Source organism: Pseudomonas sp. TH31 (assembly GCF_016650815.1).
Lineage (GTDB): Bacteria > Pseudomonadota > Gammaproteobacteria > Pseudomonadales > Pseudomonadaceae > Aquipseudomonas.
Genome location: NZ_JAEKEZ010000014.1, coordinates 170,584 through 186,824 on the forward strand (window position 1 = coordinate 170,584; position 16,241 = coordinate 186,824).

Annotated in this window: 11 protein-coding genes, 1 tRNA gene and 1 pseudogene; 12 read left to right on the forward strand and 1 reads right to left on the reverse strand. The window is 55.8% G+C overall.

Annotated features, from left to right (window positions below):
• Nucleotides 1-19: 19 nt before the first annotated feature.
• Complete coding sequence (locus JFV26_RS11115) at nt 20-1,684, reverse strand: OFA family MFS transporter (protein ID WP_201192218.1); 1,665 nt, start codon at nt 1,682-1,684, stop codon at nt 20-22.
• 328 nt (nt 1,685-2,012) lie between these two features.
• Here JFV26_RS11115 and JFV26_RS11120 point away from each other — a divergent pair, with 328 nt between their 5' ends.
• The 12 genes and pseudogenes from JFV26_RS11120 (at nt 2,013) to JFV26_RS33420 (ending at nt 16,224) form a co-directional block, all read left to right on the forward strand.
• Nucleotides 2,013-2,417 (forward strand): acetyl-CoA sensor PanZ family protein, encoded by a 405-nt coding sequence (locus JFV26_RS11120; protein WP_201192220.1) that lies wholly within the window; start codon nt 2,013-2,015, stop codon nt 2,415-2,417.
• A 76-nt stretch (nt 2,418-2,493) separates the two neighbouring features.
• Nucleotides 2,494-4,724: pseudogene (locus JFV26_RS11125) on the forward strand (AsmA family protein).
• Nucleotides 4,721-5,788 carry an A/G-specific adenine glycosylase gene (mutY, locus tag JFV26_RS11130; protein WP_201192222.1) on the forward strand — a complete coding sequence of 356 codons (1,068 nt, stop codon included), beginning with the start codon at nt 4,721-4,723 and terminating at the stop codon, nt 5,786-5,788. Before JFV26_RS11125 ends, mutY begins: the two are co-directional and overlap by 4 nt.
• The gene (locus JFV26_RS11135) at nt 5,785-6,057 is read left to right on the forward strand and encodes an oxidative damage protection protein (protein WP_008149405.1); all 273 of its coding nucleotides are present in this window, start codon (nt 5,785-5,787) and stop codon (nt 6,055-6,057) included. Before mutY ends, JFV26_RS11135 begins: the two co-directional genes overlap by 4 nt.
• Before the next feature lie 102 nt (nt 6,058-6,159).
• Nucleotides 6,160-6,235 (forward strand) — tRNA-Phe (locus JFV26_RS11140).
• 168 nt (nt 6,236-6,403) lie between these two features.
• Nucleotides 6,404-6,859: a hypothetical protein gene (locus JFV26_RS11145; protein ID WP_201192224.1), complete on the forward strand. Its 456-nt coding sequence runs from the start codon at nt 6,404-6,406 to the stop codon at nt 6,857-6,859.
• Between the two features lie 199 nt (nt 6,860-7,058).
• Nucleotides 7,059-8,978 carry an N-6 DNA methylase gene (locus tag JFV26_RS11150; RefSeq protein WP_201192226.1) on the forward strand — a complete coding sequence of 640 codons (1,920 nt, stop codon included), beginning with the start codon at nt 7,059-7,061 and terminating at the stop codon, nt 8,976-8,978.
• Nucleotides 8,975-10,318 (forward strand): restriction endonuclease subunit S, encoded by a 1,344-nt coding sequence (locus tag JFV26_RS11155; RefSeq protein ID WP_201192227.1) that lies wholly within the window; start codon nt 8,975-8,977, stop codon nt 10,316-10,318. The genes JFV26_RS11150 and JFV26_RS11155 overlap by 4 nt, the downstream gene beginning before the upstream one ends.
• Nucleotides 10,315-11,271 carry a GIY-YIG nuclease family protein gene (locus JFV26_RS11160; protein ID WP_201192229.1) on the forward strand — a complete coding sequence of 319 codons (957 nt, stop codon included), beginning with the start codon at nt 10,315-10,317 and terminating at the stop codon, nt 11,269-11,271. The genes JFV26_RS11155 and JFV26_RS11160 overlap by 4 nt, the downstream gene beginning before the upstream one ends.
• A 4-nt stretch (nt 11,272-11,275) precedes the next feature.
• Nucleotides 11,276-12,958, forward strand: a complete 1,683-nt coding sequence (locus tag JFV26_RS11165; RefSeq protein ID WP_201192231.1) for an RNA-binding domain-containing protein — start codon at nt 11,276-11,278, stop codon at nt 12,956-12,958.
• Between the two features lie 82 nt (nt 12,959-13,040).
• The gene (locus JFV26_RS11170; protein WP_242487797.1) at nt 13,041-15,914 is read left to right on the forward strand and encodes a type I restriction endonuclease subunit R; all 2,874 of its coding nucleotides are present in this window, start codon (nt 13,041-13,043) and stop codon (nt 15,912-15,914) included.
• The gene (locus JFV26_RS33420; RefSeq protein WP_242487798.1) at nt 15,862-16,224 is read left to right on the forward strand and encodes a hypothetical protein; all 363 of its coding nucleotides are present in this window, start codon (nt 15,862-15,864) and stop codon (nt 16,222-16,224) included. Before JFV26_RS11170 ends, JFV26_RS33420 begins: the two co-directional genes overlap by 53 nt.
• Nucleotides 16,225-16,241 lie beyond the last annotated feature (17 nt).

The following is a 16,241-nucleotide window of genomic DNA, read 5'->3' on the forward strand; positions in this document are numbered from 1 at the left end:
GCCAGGCACAAAGCGTCTTTTAGTGGAACAGAACCGCCGTTTTCTGCAAGGTCACCCAAACACCCCAAGCCAACGGAATCCCCACCACCAACCACGCCGCAATCGCCAACGGCTTGCTGCCCGGCGCGGCTTTCCACTCCAGCACGGTGCTGCTGTCAGCACCCTTGTCGTGGCCCAGCGCTTGCTCGGCCGCCAGTTCAGCGTCGGTCATGAAGTACTTGTCCGCCACAGGACGCACCAGCAGGTTGCACAGGAAACCCAACACCAGCAGGCCTGCGAGGATGTACAGCGTGATGTCGTAAGCGGCGGCACGTTCAACGCCGATACTCAGCTGATATTCACGCAGGTAGTTCACCAACACCGGACCCAGCACGCCCGCCGCCGCCCATGCCGTCAGCAGACGACCGTGGATTGCGCCGACCATTTGCGTACCGAACAGATCCGCGAGATAGGCCGGTACGGTCGCAAAACCACCGCCGTACATCGACAGGATGATGCAGAACGCCGCCACGAACAGTGCAACGTTACCCAGGTGACCAAGGTTCGGGATCAGCGCGTACAGGGCAAAGCCCAGGGCGAAGAACACGAAATAGGTGTTTTTACGGCCCAGGTAGTCGGAGAACGACGCCCAGAAGAATCGGCCACCGATGTTGAACAGGCTCAGCAAACCGGTGAAACCGGCCGCAATGGCCGCGATGGAAGCCAGTTGCCCGGCGTCCAGTTGGCCGAATGGCAGGTCAACACCAATCAATTTTCCGCCAAACACTTCCTGCAACAGCGGCGAAGCCATGCCGAGAATGCCGATACCGGCGGACACGTTCAGGCACAGCACCAGCCACACCAGACGGAATTGCGGGGTTTTCCACGCTACGTTCACGTGGACGTGACGATGAGTGATCATCGCGTTCGCGACTTTTTTCGCCGGAGCCGTCCAGCCTTCAGGCTTCCAGCCGGTTGGCGGAACGCGGTAGGACAGTGCGCCACCGATCATGAACACGAAGTAGATCGCGGCCATCACCAGGAAGCTCTGCCATACGCCGACGCCGCCTGGCGAAGCGAAATGCCCCATCAATGCCGCCGCCAGTGGAGCACCCACCATCGCGCCGCCACCGAAGCCCATGATTGCCATGCCCGTCGCCATGCCGCGCTTGTCCGGGAACCACTTGATCAGGGTCGAGACCGGCGAGATGTAACCCAGGCCCAGGCCGATACCGCCAATGACCCCGGAGCCGATCCACATCAGCCAGATCTGGTGGGTATAAACCCCCAGCGCCGAAATCAGCAGGCCGCCGCACCAGCACAGGGCCGATACAACACCGGCCTTGCGTGGCCCGGCATGTTCCAGCCAGCCACCCCAGATCGCTGCCGAGCAGCCGAGGAAGATGAAGAACAGGGTGTAGATCCAGCCGAGCATCGAGATCGGCCAGTCGCATTGAGACGAGAAGACTTGCGAGATGAAGCTCATGTCCGGCGCACAAGCCACCGCAGAGGTCACGCCCAGCGCCTTGGACAGTGGCAACCAGAACACCGAGAAGCCGTAGGCCATGCCGATGCAAAGGTGGATGGCCAACGCGGCCGGTGGTACCAGCCAGCGGTTGAAACCGGGCTTGGCGATGATGCGCTCCTTGGACAGGAACGCGGGCTGATCGGCTTTGAGGCCATCCGCCGTTATGCTCGTGCTCATTGTGTATCCCCCAATTATTAGTATGGTTCGCCAGCCATTCTTCACCCACAGCCTTTATGCACGCAGGCATGACCGTTTTTGGGTGAAACCCGTTTTGGCGCGACGTTCAGTCGCACAAGGACGGACGAACCGGCAGAGGTTACCATTTGCCCGTGACAGAAAAACCAAACTGACATCACCTTTTGGATGACATCTGTTCTCTTTCCCCTGTAGGAGCTGCCGAAGGCTGCGATCTTTTGATCTTGGTAACCGGATGAAAAGATCAAAAGATCGCAGCCTTCGGCAGCTCCTACAGGGGCGATATCCGCACAAACTCACAGGAACCGCTATGCCGATCATTGTCGAGCCGCTGACCGAAGCCACTTACCAGGATCAGCAAGACCTGCAAAAGATCTACCGCGATGCGCCAGACTGGCTGTTTGCACCGTTTGCCGGTGACGTGCAGTTGATCGAAGGCTGCCTGCGGGACGGCTCACTGATTGCCGGGCGCTTCAACGATCGGCTGCTGGGCGCCGGACGCCTGCAACGTCAACCGGACGTCTGGCACTTGTCACAAATTTGCGTGCGAAAAATCACCCGTCGCCGTGGCGTGGCGGAGCGGTTGGTGAACCAAGCGCAGAAAATGGCGTCGCAATCGGGCGCGACATTACATTTGCTGGCGCCTGCCGGGCACCTGGAAGCCCGGGCACTGGCGGCCAAACTGAACGTGCCACTGGATGTACTGCCGACATGAACTGACCGGTCGTCAGTTTTGGGGCGCTATACTCCCCGGCTAATTTTCGAATTCGACTAACTACAAGGACTCGCCCATGAAAGCGTTCGGCAAAATCCTGGGTCTGGTACTTCTCGGGCTGTTGCTGATCATTGTGGCCCTGGGCTTTGCCCTGACCCACCTCTTCGATCCCAACGACTATAAAGACGAGATTCGCCAGATTGCCCGCGACAAGGCCCACATCGAGCTGACGCTCAATGGCGATATCGGCTGGAGCCTGTTCCCGTGGCTGGGCCTGGAATTGCACGATGCGAGCATCGCGACCCTGATCAAACCCCACGAACCTTACGCAGACTTGCAAATGCTCGGCCTGTCGGTTCGCGTGCTGCCGCTGCTGCGCCGTGAAGTGCAGATGAGTGACGTGCGCGTCGAAGGCTTGAACCTGCGCCTGAACCGCGACAAGGACGGCCACGGCAATTGGGAAGACATCGGCAAACTCCCGCCAGAGCCCAACACCGCTCCGGCTGGCACCCCGCTGGCTGCCGGCGAGCCTGCGCCAGAAGCCCCCGTTGTGGCGGAAAAACCGCCGCAGCCGATCCGCCTGGACATCGACAGCCTGACCGTGAACAACGCGCGGGTTGAATATAACGACGAAAAAACCGGCAGGAACTACAGTGCCGAAAGCATCCAGATGAGCACCGGCGCGGTTCACGATTCGACCAACATTCCGCTCAAACTCACAGCGTTCCTGTCTGCGAACCAGCCGGCGCTGCGGATTCGTACCGAGCTTACCGGTGAGTTGCGCATCGCCCGCGCCCTTCAGCGCTACCAGTTCGAAGACATGAAACTGTCCGGCGAAGTGACCGGCGACCCGCTGCAAGGCAAGACCATGACCTTCGCCGCCCAAGGCCAATTGCTGCTGGATAAAGCGGCCAACGTCGCCGAATGGACCGGGATCAAGATCTCTGCCAACCAGTTGCGCGCCTTGGGTGAACTGAAGGTCAACGACCTCGACAAGACTCCGCAAATCAACGGCGGCCTGTCGATTGCCCAGTTTGACCTGGCCAAATTCGTCGACAGCATCGGTCAGAAACTGCCGGCCATGGCCGAAGGCAGCCTGAGTAAAGTCGAGTTGGTCAGCCGTCTCGCCGGAACACCCACCAGCCTGGCGTTCGACAACATCAACCTGAAAGTCGACGACAGCAGCTTCAGTGGCCGGATCGCCGTCGAGGACTTCGCCAAGCAATCGCTGCGCGCCATCCTCAAGGCTGACACATTCAACGTCGATCGTTACTTGCCGCCAAAATCTGCCGAAGCCAACAGCGCCACGCAGGTGCGTCAGGCCGAAGTGGCCAGCACCGAGGCCGATGCCATGGCCGGCGCCGGGACGACACCGCTGCCACCGGCGCCGACCAAGGGCGCCTGGAGCACCGAGCGCCTGCTGCCGGTGGAACGCCTGAGCAAACTCGACGTGGACGCCGACCTGACCTTCGGCCAGTTGACCCTCGATAAACTGCCGATTCAGAACGCGGCGCTCAAGGCCACCGGCCAGGGCGGCTTGCTGACCCTCGAAAACCTGCGCGGCGACTTGTACAACGGCAACTTCGAAACCAAGGGCACCCTCGACGTACGCCAGCAAGTGCCGGCCCTGAGCCTGCAAACCCACATCACCAAAGTACCGGTGGAAAAAATCCTCGAAAGCCAGGGTAAAAACCCGCCCGTCAAAGGGCTGGTGACGCTCACCAGCGCGCTGACCGGCACCGGTAACAGCCAGAAGGCACTGATCGAAAGCCTCAACGGCAACGCCAGTTTCGTCATCAACAATGGCGTGCTGCTCAATGCCAACCTCGAGCAGCAACTGTGCAAAGGCATCGCCACCCTGAACCGCAAAACCCTCAGCGGCGAGCCGCGGGGCAAGGACACGCCGTTCCAGGAACTCAAGGGCAACCTGACCTTCCATAACGGCGTGGCCAGCAATCCGGACATGAAAGTGCGCATCCGGGCATGACCGTCAACGGTGACGGCGACGTCGATCTGCGGGTGTTGGGCATGGACTATCGCGTCGGCATCATCGTCGAAGGCGACACCAGCGCCATACCCGACCCGGCCTGCCAGGTCGGCGATAAATTCGTCGGCATCGAGTGGCCGCTGCGCTGCCGTGGCCCGCTGGAACTGGGGGCCAAGGCCTGCCGCCTGGACAACGAACGCATGGGCCAGGTCGCGGCCAAATTGGCGGGCGACAAGCTCAGCGACAAGATCGACGAGAAGCTTGGTGACAAAGTCAGCCCCGAGCTGAAAAACGCATTGAAGGGGCTGTTCAAGCGATGAGAGCAGAGCAGTTTTCATCGGCGGTGCTGGACTGGTACGACCGCCACGGCCGCCACGACTTGCCCTGGCAACAGGGCATCACCCCGTATCGGGTGTGGGTCTCGGAAATCATGTTGCAGCAGACCCAGGTCAGCACTGTGCTGAACTACTTCGACCGTTTCATGGCTTCGTTGCCGACGGTTGAAGCCCTGGCCGCTGCGCCGGAAGACGAAGTGCTGCACTTGTGGACGGGCCTGGGTTATTACACCCGTGCGCGCAATCTGCAGAAGACCGCGAAGATTGTCGTCGCTGAATATGGCGGCGAGTTTCCCCGCGATGTCGAAAAACTGGTTGAGCTGCCGGGTATCGGTTTGTCCACGGCCGGCGCCATCGCCAGCCTGAGCATGGGCCTGCGGGCGCCGATCCTCGACGGCAACGTCAAACGGGTCCTGGCGCGGTTTACCGCGCAAGAGGGTTATCCGGGCGAGCCGAAAGTCGCCAAACAGCTCTGGGCGAATGCTGAGCGCTTTACGCCCCATGATCGGGTCAACGCCTACACCCAGGCGATGATGGACCTGGGCGCCACGCTGTGTACGCGCAGCAAACCGAGCTGCCTGCTCTGCCCGCTGGAAAAAGGCTGCGAAGCGCACATGCTTGGCCTGGAAACCCGCTACCCGATCCCCAAGCCGCGCAAAGCCGTGCCGCAGAAGCGCACGCTGATGCCAATGCTCGCCAACGGCGAAGGGGCGATTCTGCTTTACCGGCGGCCTTCCACGGGCCTGTGGGGCGGTTTGTGGAGCTTGCCGGAACTCGACGACCTCGACGACCTGCAACATCTGGCCACGCAGCACTCGCTGGAACTGGGCAGCCAACAAGCGCTGCCGAGCCTGGTCCACACCTTCAGCCACTTCCAGTTGTCCATCGAACCCTGGCTGGTCCAGGTCCAGGAGGCCGGCCATCACGTGGCCGAGGCCGACTGGCTCTGGTATAACCTCGCCACCCCGCCGCGCCTGGGCCTTGCCGCCCCGGTCAAAACCTTGCTCGAACGCGCGGCCGCCGTATTGAACGCAGGAGAGTCGTCATGACCCGCACCATCATGTGCCGCAAGTACAAAGAAGAATTGCCCGCCCTGGAGCGCGCCCCGTTCCCAGGCGCAAAAGGCCAGGACATTTTTGACCACGTCTCGGCCAAGGCCTGGGCCGACTGGCAGAAACACCAGACCCTGCTGATCAACGAAAAACGCCTGAACATGATGAACGCCGAAGACCGCAAATATCTGCAGGGCGAGATGGACAAGTTCTTTTCCGGCGAGGAATACGCCAAGGCTGACGGCTACGTTCCGCCAGCTGAATAATCCCGATTTTTCCGGGGTCGGATCGTAAGCGACGGTAATAATTAAAATTTTTTGAAAACTTTCTTGACGACCCCCTGAAAAACCAGTTTAATGCGCCCCGTTGCCCAGATAGCTCAGTCGGTAGAGCAGGGGATTGAAAATCCCCGTGTCGGCGGTTCGATTCCGTCTCTGGGCACCAAATACCGAAAACCCTGAATCGCAAGATTCAGGGTTTTTTTATGCCTGGGATTTAGTGAGGCCCGCATCAGTTGGTCTTCTACGACGGATTTTTACAGGTGGAAGGCTTAGCGGCGGTAGCTATGCGCTTTAATCAATAGGATTTCCTTTGCGAAGAGGACTGAATCCAATGGCATCCCCAACGAAACAACAAAAGCGATCAAAACGCGCCAAGATAAAAGCCAAACAACAGCGCGTGGCACGAAGCGCACACCCATCGGTACAGCCTGATAATCCTGAAGGTCTAGGCTCCACCCACTGGTTCGAGGAATTGTTTGCTCAATTCCTGCAAGCAGAAAACCAAAGCCGAAAAGCACTGTTCGTAGCTCTATTCACGTCCCTCACGGATTTGATTTCGCTTAATCACGATCTCGAATCAGAACTCACCGAATCGCAAGACTCCTCAGAAGCAACGGCAGTGCTCAGTCGATGCATTGTGGTTGATTATCGAAAGTGGACTCATGGCGCAACGGAAGCCGAAACCTATGAGTGGCTAAGCAGGCCTGATGTAATTGAGGACTTTACTCAAGCCAAAGCCGACGTGATTACCGAGCTCACAGCAAGTTTTTCTGGGGATGAGGAATAACCCCGCTCGTGAATGGCAAACCGAACAGGTGATGCCTCGGGCATCGATTAATGGCATCCTTGCGCCCAATTAAATCGCCCACTGGCGATAAGCCTCCGGGCCCGTGCGCAGGGATGATCGTTCTCCATCCAGGACTACTTCGATTCATACTCCTCCTTGCTGGCAGGCCCCGGCTCGCATTGCATTGAGAGGAACACTCGTGAATCAGCAAAACCTGGCCGACTTCATCTGGAACGTCGCAGATGTACTGCGCGGCGATTTCAAGCAATCCGAGTTCGGTCGCATCATCTTGCCGTTTACCGTGCTGCGCCGCTTGGAGTGCGTGCTGGAACCTACACGCGACAAAGTTCGCACACAGTTCACCGCCCTGAAGAACACCACCGTCGACCGAGACCTGATTCTGCCGGGCATCGCCGAGGCGACGTTCTACAACATCTCGCAGTACGACCTTTCGAGTGTCGGCGCGACGAGCACACGAGCTAACCTGGAAGACTACATCGCCAAGTTCTCGGCCAATGCTCATCAGGTTTTCCAGCATTTCAATTTCAGCGACTGGTTGACTCGCCTCGAAAGCGCCAACCTGCTGTATCTGGTCACCCAGAAATTCGCCAGTATCGACCTGCACCCCGACACCATCAGCAACCATGAAATGGGCCTGGTGTTCGAACACCTGATCCGCAAGTTCGCAGAGTCGGCCAACGACACCGCCGGTGAGTTTTTCACCCCGCGCGATGTGGTACGCCTTGCCACCACGCTGGTATTTGCTCCTGATCATGAAGCACTCAATGGCAAAGGCGTAATTCGCACCGTTTACGATTGCGCGGCTGGCACTGGTGGCTTCCTGTCCTCCGCGATTGAGCTGGTCGGCGAGTGGAACCCTAAGGCGGACATGATTCCCTATGCACAGGAACTGAACCCAGAGACCTACGCGATCTCGTTAGCGGACAAGTTGATCCAGGGCTTCGAAACCAAAAACATCAAACTCGGCAACACCCTCTCCCACGACCAACTGCCCCACGAGCAGTTCGACTACTGCCTGGCTAACCCGCCATTCGGCGTGAAATGGGAGAAAGTCCAAAAGCAGGTGCAGGACGAGCAAAAAAACAAAGGCTTTGCCGGACGGTTCGGCGCTGGCCTGCCACGGGTTGGCGATGGCTCGTTGTTGTTCCTGATGCATTTGCTGTCCAAGCGCAAACCTGTCGAATTGGGCGGTAGCCGGATCGGTATCGTGCTGTCGGGATCGCCGCTGTTCAACGGCGGCGCGGGCTCCGGTGAATCGGAAATCCGTCGCTGGATTCTGGAAAACGATTGGCTGGAAGCGATCATCGCCCTGCCTAACGACCTGTTCTACAACACCGGTATCGGCACTTACATCTGGGTGCTGTCCAATCACAAGGACGCAGCACGCAAAAACAAGGTGCAACTGGTCGACGCTACTGCCATGCACACGCCGATGCGAAAATCCCTGGGAAGTAAGCGCAAGCTGCTTTCGGAAGGACAGATCGCCGACATCGCTCGCCTACATGATGCGGGTGAGGACGCACCCAACAGCAAAATCTTAAACACCACTGACTTCGGCTATCGTCGCATTACCGTCGAACGCCCGTTACGTCTGCGCTTCAGCGTCACTCCAGAGAAAACCGCTGCCTACGCCGCCAGCAAAGGTGCCGATCACATCCCTCAGTTCGCGGCAGTTGAAGGCAGCTTCGACAACCTTCCAGCCTTCCTCAAGGCTGCCGGGGTGAAAAAGCTCGGCAAAGCCGCACTGAAAGCGCTGTTCACCTGCTTCGGCGAACGTGATCCGGAAGCACAACCGGTACTTGATGAAAAAGGTCAGCCGCAGGTCGACAGCGATCTGCGTGAAAACGAAAATGTGCCGCTTAACCAACGCATTGAAGACTACTTTGCCCGCGAAGTGCTGCCGCATGTCCCGGACGCCTGGATCGACACCAGCAAGTGTGACGAGAAGGATGGTCTGGTTGGCATTGTGGGTTACGAGATCAACTTCAACCGCTATTTCTATCAGTACCAGCCACCGCGTTCATTGGCGGAGATTGATGCTGACCTGAAAGCCGTGGAAGCGGAGATCGCTGCGCTGCTGAACGAGGTGACGACATGAGTCATTACAAGCCATATCCGACTTATAAGGATTCTGGGGTGGAGTGGTTGGGGCGGGTGCCGGAGCATTGGAAGGTAAGTCGGTTACGTTTTTTGGCTGAACTTAATCCATCAATCAATAAAGAAGTCCTTGCTGACTTGGATGCAGAAGTATCTTTTCTTCCCATGGAGGCAATTGGGGAGAATGGCTCCCTCAACCTAGACCAAACACGATCAGTTTCAGATGTACGCAATGGATACTCCTACTTTAAAAATGGCGATGTTGCGTTTGCTAAGGTCACACCGTGCTTCGAGAATGGTAAAGGAGCACTATTCCAAGGATTAGTAGGTGATCTTGGCTTTGGTACGACAGAGTTAACCGTTCTACGCCCGAAATCAGGTACAGATGCGCGCTTTTTAAACTATATCGTGCAAAGCAGCCGCTTCAGAGCATTTGGGGCTGGTGCCATGACAGGTGCCGGAGGCCTCAAACGTGTTCCTGATGAGTTTACTCGCAACTTTTTAACTGTTCAGCCTGAGCCCTTGGAGCAAAGCCTAATCGCGGATCATCTCGACAATGAAACAGCTCAGATAGATGACTTGCTGATAAAGAAAACTCGCTTCGTCGAACTCTTACGAGAGAAACGTCAAGCACTAATAACTCACGCGGTCACGAAGGGGTTTGACCCGAATACGAAAATGAGGGAATCAGGCATTGAGTGGCTCGGAAAGATTCCTGAGCACTGGACCGTAAAACGTCTAAGACTCATCGCTAGCGTTCAAACGGGTATCGCCAAAGGCAAAGATATTACCGACAAGCAGACGGTAGAAGTCCCATATCTCCGTGTAGCGAACGTACAAGACGGCTATCTCAATCTTGTAGACGTATCAACAATTAAGATCCCCACGGAAGAATTAGATCGGTATCTGCTTAAAAAAGGTGATGTTCTAATGAACGAGGGTGGCGATTTTGACAAGTTAGGGCGAGGGCATGTTTGGCAAGGCGAGATTGACCCATGCATCCATCAGAACCATGTTTTCGCGGTAAGACCTAACCAAATCCAACCGAGGTGGCTAAATGCGTTTACAAGCTCTAAAGCGGCGCAGTTCTATTTCATGGGCCGCTCTAAACAAAGTACAAATCTGGCATCGATTTCGTCATCCAATCTCATGGAGTTACCCGTTCCTGCTCCCCCAGATGCTGAGCAACTTGAAATTTTGGCAGCCCTATCCGAGATGAGTTCACGACTGGATACCCTGATCACCAAAACCGAACTTAGCCTAGCCGTACTAAAAGAACGCCGCTCCGCACTAATCACCGCCGCAGTCACCGGTCAAATCGACCTCAGGGAAGCCTCATGAGCCAAGGACGCAGCATTCGTTTATTCCTGATCGACGGTACGCCCAACGGCCTGCTAACCGCCGAGATCATCAACTGGTCCGGTCACGTGCTAACAGGCCCACGCAGCAAACTGAGCGAGTTAGTGCAGCGCCCCGAATGCGGACGTACAGGCGTTTACTTCTTGATGGGCCCAGACCCAGACGGAAGTCTGCGAAACAGGGTTTATATCGGGGAGTCCGACGACGTCGCTCAACGACTCAAGCAGCACAATCGCGGAGAAGACCAAGGCGGAAAGGATTTCTGGGAGCGGGTCTGTCTGGTCACCAGTAAAGACCTGAATTTGACCAAGGCTCACGTCAAATATCTGGAAAGTTGGTTGATGCGTATTGCCCGAAATGCCGGGCATTGCAGTGTCGTCAATGGCACAGCCCATGAGTACGAAAATCTGCCTGAATCGGATCGCGCCGATATGGCGTTTTTTCTTGATCAGATTCGCATCGTGTTACCGGCGCTAGGGTTCGACTTCCTCCGTGAAGTGACCAAACCTTCTCAGGTCAACGAATCAACAAGCGCTAATACTCGAACCGTGAGCCAATCCCCTGTATTTGAACTGACCAGCAAAACCCGCTCAATCAAAGCCTTCGCCCAGGAAATTGACGGTGAGTTTTTCGTTCTCAAGAACTCCACTGCCAGTGAAAGCTGGACCAGCACCCCACACAGCTACCAAACGCTATACACGCGAGTCGTCAGCGAAGGCGTACTTCCGGAAACTGCAAATGGCTTGCGCATGTTCGCCGATGATTACGCATTCAACAGCCCAAGCGCAGCGGCAGCCGTGGTGTTGGGTCGTAACGCCAATGGTCGAACCGAGTGGACTGTCCAAGGCTCTGGCCAAACCTATGCAGCCTGGCAGGATCAACAAATTGCTGGATTACGCCCCGCCCCTCCTTCGGCCCTGATCAGCACGGAATAACCCAATGAACGAAGCCGCCCTTCAGCTTTACCTGCGCGAGCATTTCCCAAAGGAAAATGCCGCCTGCGAGTGGAAGGAGTTCAAGAACCTCACCCACGCCGTGTCCGGACGCAAAGGCGAGGACATTGCCAGCTATCTGTCGGCCATCGCCAATATGGCCGGCGGACACCTAGTAATTGGTGTTGAGGACGCTTCGTTACGCATTGTCGGCATCGACAAATTTCACGATTACACGCCCGAAAATATCCGCCAACGCTTGTTGGGACGCTGCACTAATCTGAACTCAGAAGGGTTTCGCATAGAAAGCTTCACAACCAGCGATACCGCTAAAGTCGTGTGGGTCTTCCACATTCCGCAGCATCAACCTCGATTACCGGTGTATGCCCACGACAAAGCCTGGCAGCGCCTGGATGACGCACTGATTGAAATGCGTCCGGAGCGACTGGAAGCCATTTTGAGTGAGCCGGTCGATAATCGTGACTGGTCAGCCGAAATCGTGGAAGGCGCCACTCTCGCCGACCTGGATGAACAGGCGCTGATCGTGGCACGGGAGAAGTTTGCCGAGAAATATCGCAACGCCTCTTTTGCGGCGGAAATTCCCGCTTGGGATACAGCAACCTTCCTGGACAAAGCGAAGATCACCATTCAGGGCCGAATCACTCATACCGCTCTGTTGTTACTCGGTAATCCACAATCCAGCCACTTCCTGCCTACGCTGGCGCAAATCACCTGGAAGTTGACGGGCGAAGAGCAGGCTTACGAGCATTTCGGTCCGCCATTCCTTTTGGCGACCACCCAGGTCCTGCATCGCATCCGTAACATCAGCTACAAGCTGTTCCCACAAAACCAATTGCTCGCCACTGAAGTCAGTAAGTACGACACGCGCGTTATCCTCGAAGCGTTACACAACTGCATCGCCCACCAGGACTATCAACTGCGATCACGCATCATCGTTACTGAGCGGGTCGACCGGCTGGTATTTGAAAACGCGGGAGGATTCTTCGAGGGGCAACCTGAGGATTACTTCAGCGGTGAGCAAACCCCGACTCGATACCGCAATCCGTGGCTGACCCAAGCCATGGTCAGTCTAAACATGATCGATACCATGGGCTTCGGTATTCGCACCATGACCCTGTCACAGCGCAGCCGCTATTTCCCACTGCCGGATTACACTAAATCCGAATCGAAAAAGGTCGTGCTGGAAATCTACGGACATGTAATTGACGAGAATTACACACTGCTATTGCTTGAACGTGATGATCTGCCACTGAACACGGTGATGTTGCTGGACCGGGTTCAGAAAAAGCAGCCGATCACGGACGCAGCCGCAGGAATGCTTCGTAAGCAGGGGCTCATCGAAGGCCGAAAACCGAATTACTACACTGCCGCCCAGGTAGCGCAAACCACTGGGAACAAGAGCGACTACATTCGCAATCGAGCCTTTGACGACGCTTACTACAAACGCCTGATACTCGATTACCTGAAGCACTATGGCTCAGCCTCCCGCGACGAGTTGGTCACGCTGATCCTAGACAAACTTTCAGACGCATTAGACGAAAAACAGAAGCAGAACAAATTCCGCAACCTGCTGAACGCCATGTCAACTCGCGACAAAACCATTGAAAAATCAGGTGGTTTACACAAAGGTCGATGGATTCTAAAGCCCGCACCAAGCATCTTTATCTAGACAAACTTTAGTCAAACTTTAGTCAAACTCTAGACAAACTCTCCCGCTGAGCCGGGTTCAATTTAGCTGTGAAGGATCGCACATGTCCCACATCCACCACGAATGTGAACTGGAACGCCACCTCATCGAACAACTGGCCGACAGCGGCTGGCTGGTTGGTAAATCCAGTGGCTATGACGTCGCACGGGCGTTGTATCCGGAAGATGTGCTCGATTGGCTGAATGACACCCACACACAGCAAATGGCTGCGCTACGAAAGATGCACGGTGAAAGCACGCGCACCGTTCTGTTTGACCGATTGGGCGCTCAGCTTCAGAACAAAATGGGCGGCACGATCAATGTGTTGCGCCATGGCTTTACCGTTGCGGGTGCCGGCGTCCTGGCGATGAGCCAAGCTCTGCCTGAGGACGCCCGCAATGACACCGTCATTGCCCACTATGCCGCCAACCGTCTGCGGGTGGTGCCACAACTGCGTTACTCCCTGGACAAGGGCGACGAGATTGATCTGGTGTTTTTCATCAACGGCTTGCCTGTGGCAACAGTCGAGCTTAAAACCGACTTCACACAGTCAGTGGAGGCCGCCATGCAGCAGTACTGCCAGGACCGTCCGCCTAAAAGCATGAAGACCGGTCTGGCCGAACCGCTGCTGGCATTTCGGCGCGGGGCGGTGGTGCATTTTGCGATGAGCGACAGCGATATTCGCATGACCACCCGACTGGCTGGCGATTCGACGTTCTTCCTGCCATTCAACCGTGGCAATGATGGCGCGGCAGGTAATCCGGCCAACACGGACGGCAGCTATCCGATCAGTTATCTGTGGCAACAGGTGCTGCAAAAAGATAATTGGCTGCGAATCTTCCACCGTTTTGTGCTGCTGGAGCGCAAGGAAGTGCAAGATGCCAAAGGCATTGCATCCTTCAAAGAAACGTTAATTTTTCCACGCTTCCATCAATGGGAAAGCGTGACGAAGATGCTAAAGGCCGTGGAGCAAGAAGGCGCAGGTCAACCGTATCTGATCCAGCACAGCGCCGGCTCCGGTAAAACCAACACCATCGCCTGGACCGCTCACTCGCTGATCCGTATTCGCCGGCCGGATGGTGAACCTTACTTTCACAGCGTCCTGGTGATCACCGACCGCCAAGTGCTGGACAAGCAACTGCAAGATGCCATCAAGCAAATCGACCACCAGACAGGTCTGGTACGGGCGATTGACCGTGAAGACAACAACCAGCCAAAAAGTGTGCAACTGGCAAACGCCATGCTCGAAGGGACTCCGATTATCATCTGCACGTTGCAGACGTTCCCCCACGCACAAACGGCGATTCTCGGCGAAAAGTCTCTGCGCGACCGGCGCTTCGCGATCATCATCGACGAAGCCCACAGCTCTACTGGTGGCACCACTGCAGACGATCTGCGTTATGTACTGACAGGGCAAAGTGAAGAGGAATGGGACAAGCTCAGCAAAGATGAGCGCCTCTCTGTTTGGCAGTCCTCGCGCCAGCGCCCCGGAAACGCCAGCTACTTTGCGTTCACCGCCACTCCAAAGCACTCAACCATTAGCCTGTTCGGTCGTCCACGATATCCAGAAAAACCAGTCAGTATCGATAACCCACCAGTGCCCTTCCACCTGTACACCATGCAGCAGGCGATTGAAGAGGGCTTCATTCTCGATGTCCTGAAAAACTACAGCAGCTACAAAGTCGCCTTTAAAATTGGCTCGGCGTTTATGGACAGCCAAGATGAACGGGTCGATGAAAAAAGTGCGAATCGGGCATTAGCCAAGTGGCTGTCACTGAACCCGGTCAACGTGGGACAGAAGGTCGAATTGATCGTTGAACACTTCAAGAAGAACGTCAGCCATCTGCTCAATGGTCAGGCCAAAGCAATGATCGTGACGCCTTCTCGCGCATCAGCGGTCAAGTATCAACTGGCCTTGCAGGATTATTGCGAACGAAATCGCTACACAAGTATCAAGTCGATGGTGGCATTCTCTGGCGATGTGCCTAATCAGGAAGTCAACGCGGCGGGTTTCAAAGAAGATCACGCGTTCAGTGAAACCAACCTCAACCCCGGCCTCCATGGTCGTGATATGCGTATGGCTTTTGACACACCGGATTACCGGGTAATGATCGTTGCCAATAAATTCCAGACGGGTTTCGACCAGCCAAAACTGGTTGCGATGTACCTGGACAAGAAGATCTCCGGCGTTGAGGCCGTACAGACGCTGTCTCGCCTGAATCGTACTTACCCGGGTAAGGACAAGACCTTTGTCATCGACTTTGCCAACGAGCCCGAAGAAATTCTGAACGCTTTCAAAACCTTCCATCGCGACGCGCAAGTAGCAGATATTCAAGATCCAAATATCGTTTATGACATCAAACAACGCCTTGATGAGATGTATCTCTACGATAGCGCTGAAGTGGCAGCATTCGGCGATGCGATTGTTGACCGGAACGTTACGCATCAGAAGTTGTATGCGCTGACTCAACCGGCAACAGACCGTTTCAACGGAAAACTCAAGCTGCTCAATGACGGCATTGAGCAATGGGAACAAGCATGGGAAATCGCGAACGAGCAAGGCGATGAACAGGACATGCAGAATGCGGACGTTCAGCGTGCTGAATTCGCAAAAAAACGCGACGAACTAATGATTTTTAGTGAAAGCCTGACCAAATTTGTCCGTACCTACGAGTACGTGGCACAACTGGTTGAGTTTGCTGATCCGACCTTGGAAGCCTTCGCCAGCTTCGCTCGCTTGTTGCGTAAACGCTTGAAAGGGATCGGCTCCGACCAGGTCGATCTCGCCGATTTGACACTCAGCCATTTCAAGATCAACCAGGGCACCTCATTGGGTGGCGTTCTTCCAACGGGAGAGACACCAAGCCTCTACAGCGTGACCGATAATGGTCTGCGGGACGCCCGGGATCGAGAAAAAATACCTTTCGCAATTGATTGAAAAGCTCAACGAAGCTTTTGGAAAGCACATTACCGATACCGATAAAGTTGCCTTTGCGGTGCACGTCTCAGAGAAGCTCCGCGCCGACATCGCGGTAATGGATCAAGTCCAGAACAACACTCGCGAACAAGCCATGAAGGCAGACCTTCCGAGAAAGGCCATCCAGGCAATTGCAGGTGCCATGAGCAGCCATCAAAGCATGGCCACGCAACTGCTTAGCGACGAAGCGACCAGAGACATTTTTATAACGGTGCTATATGAGTTGCTGAAAAAAGACGCGGGGGCAGATCTTCTCGAACAAGCCAGATAAGGGGTTTCACAAGGAAC

Coding starts and splice junctions, on each gene's coding strand:
- JFV26_RS11115 (WP_201192218.1), bottom strand. CDS start 1,684: ATGAGCACGAGCATAACGGCGGATGGCCTCAAAGCCGATCAGCCCGCG.
- JFV26_RS11120 (WP_201192220.1), top strand. CDS start 2,013: ATGCCGATCATTGTCGAGCCGCTGACCGAAGCCACTTACCAGGATCAG.
- mutY (WP_201192222.1), top strand. CDS start 4,721: ATGAGAGCAGAGCAGTTTTCATCGGCGGTGCTGGACTGGTACGACCGC.
- JFV26_RS11135 (WP_008149405.1), top strand. CDS start 5,785: ATGACCCGCACCATCATGTGCCGCAAGTACAAAGAAGAATTGCCCGCC.
- JFV26_RS11145 (WP_201192224.1), top strand. CDS start 6,404: ATGGCATCCCCAACGAAACAACAAAAGCGATCAAAACGCGCCAAGATA.
- JFV26_RS11155 (WP_201192227.1), top strand. CDS start 8,975: ATGAGTCATTACAAGCCATATCCGACTTATAAGGATTCTGGGGTGGAG.
- JFV26_RS11160 (WP_201192229.1), top strand. CDS start 10,315: ATGAGCCAAGGACGCAGCATTCGTTTATTCCTGATCGACGGTACGCCC.
- JFV26_RS11165 (WP_201192231.1), top strand. CDS start 11,276: ATGAACGAAGCCGCCCTTCAGCTTTACCTGCGCGAGCATTTCCCAAAG.
- JFV26_RS11170 (WP_242487797.1), top strand. CDS start 13,041: ATGTCCCACATCCACCACGAATGTGAACTGGAACGCCACCTCATCGAA.
- JFV26_RS33420 (WP_242487798.1), top strand. CDS start 15,862: ATGGTCTGCGGGACGCCCGGGATCGAGAAAAAATACCTTTCGCAATTG.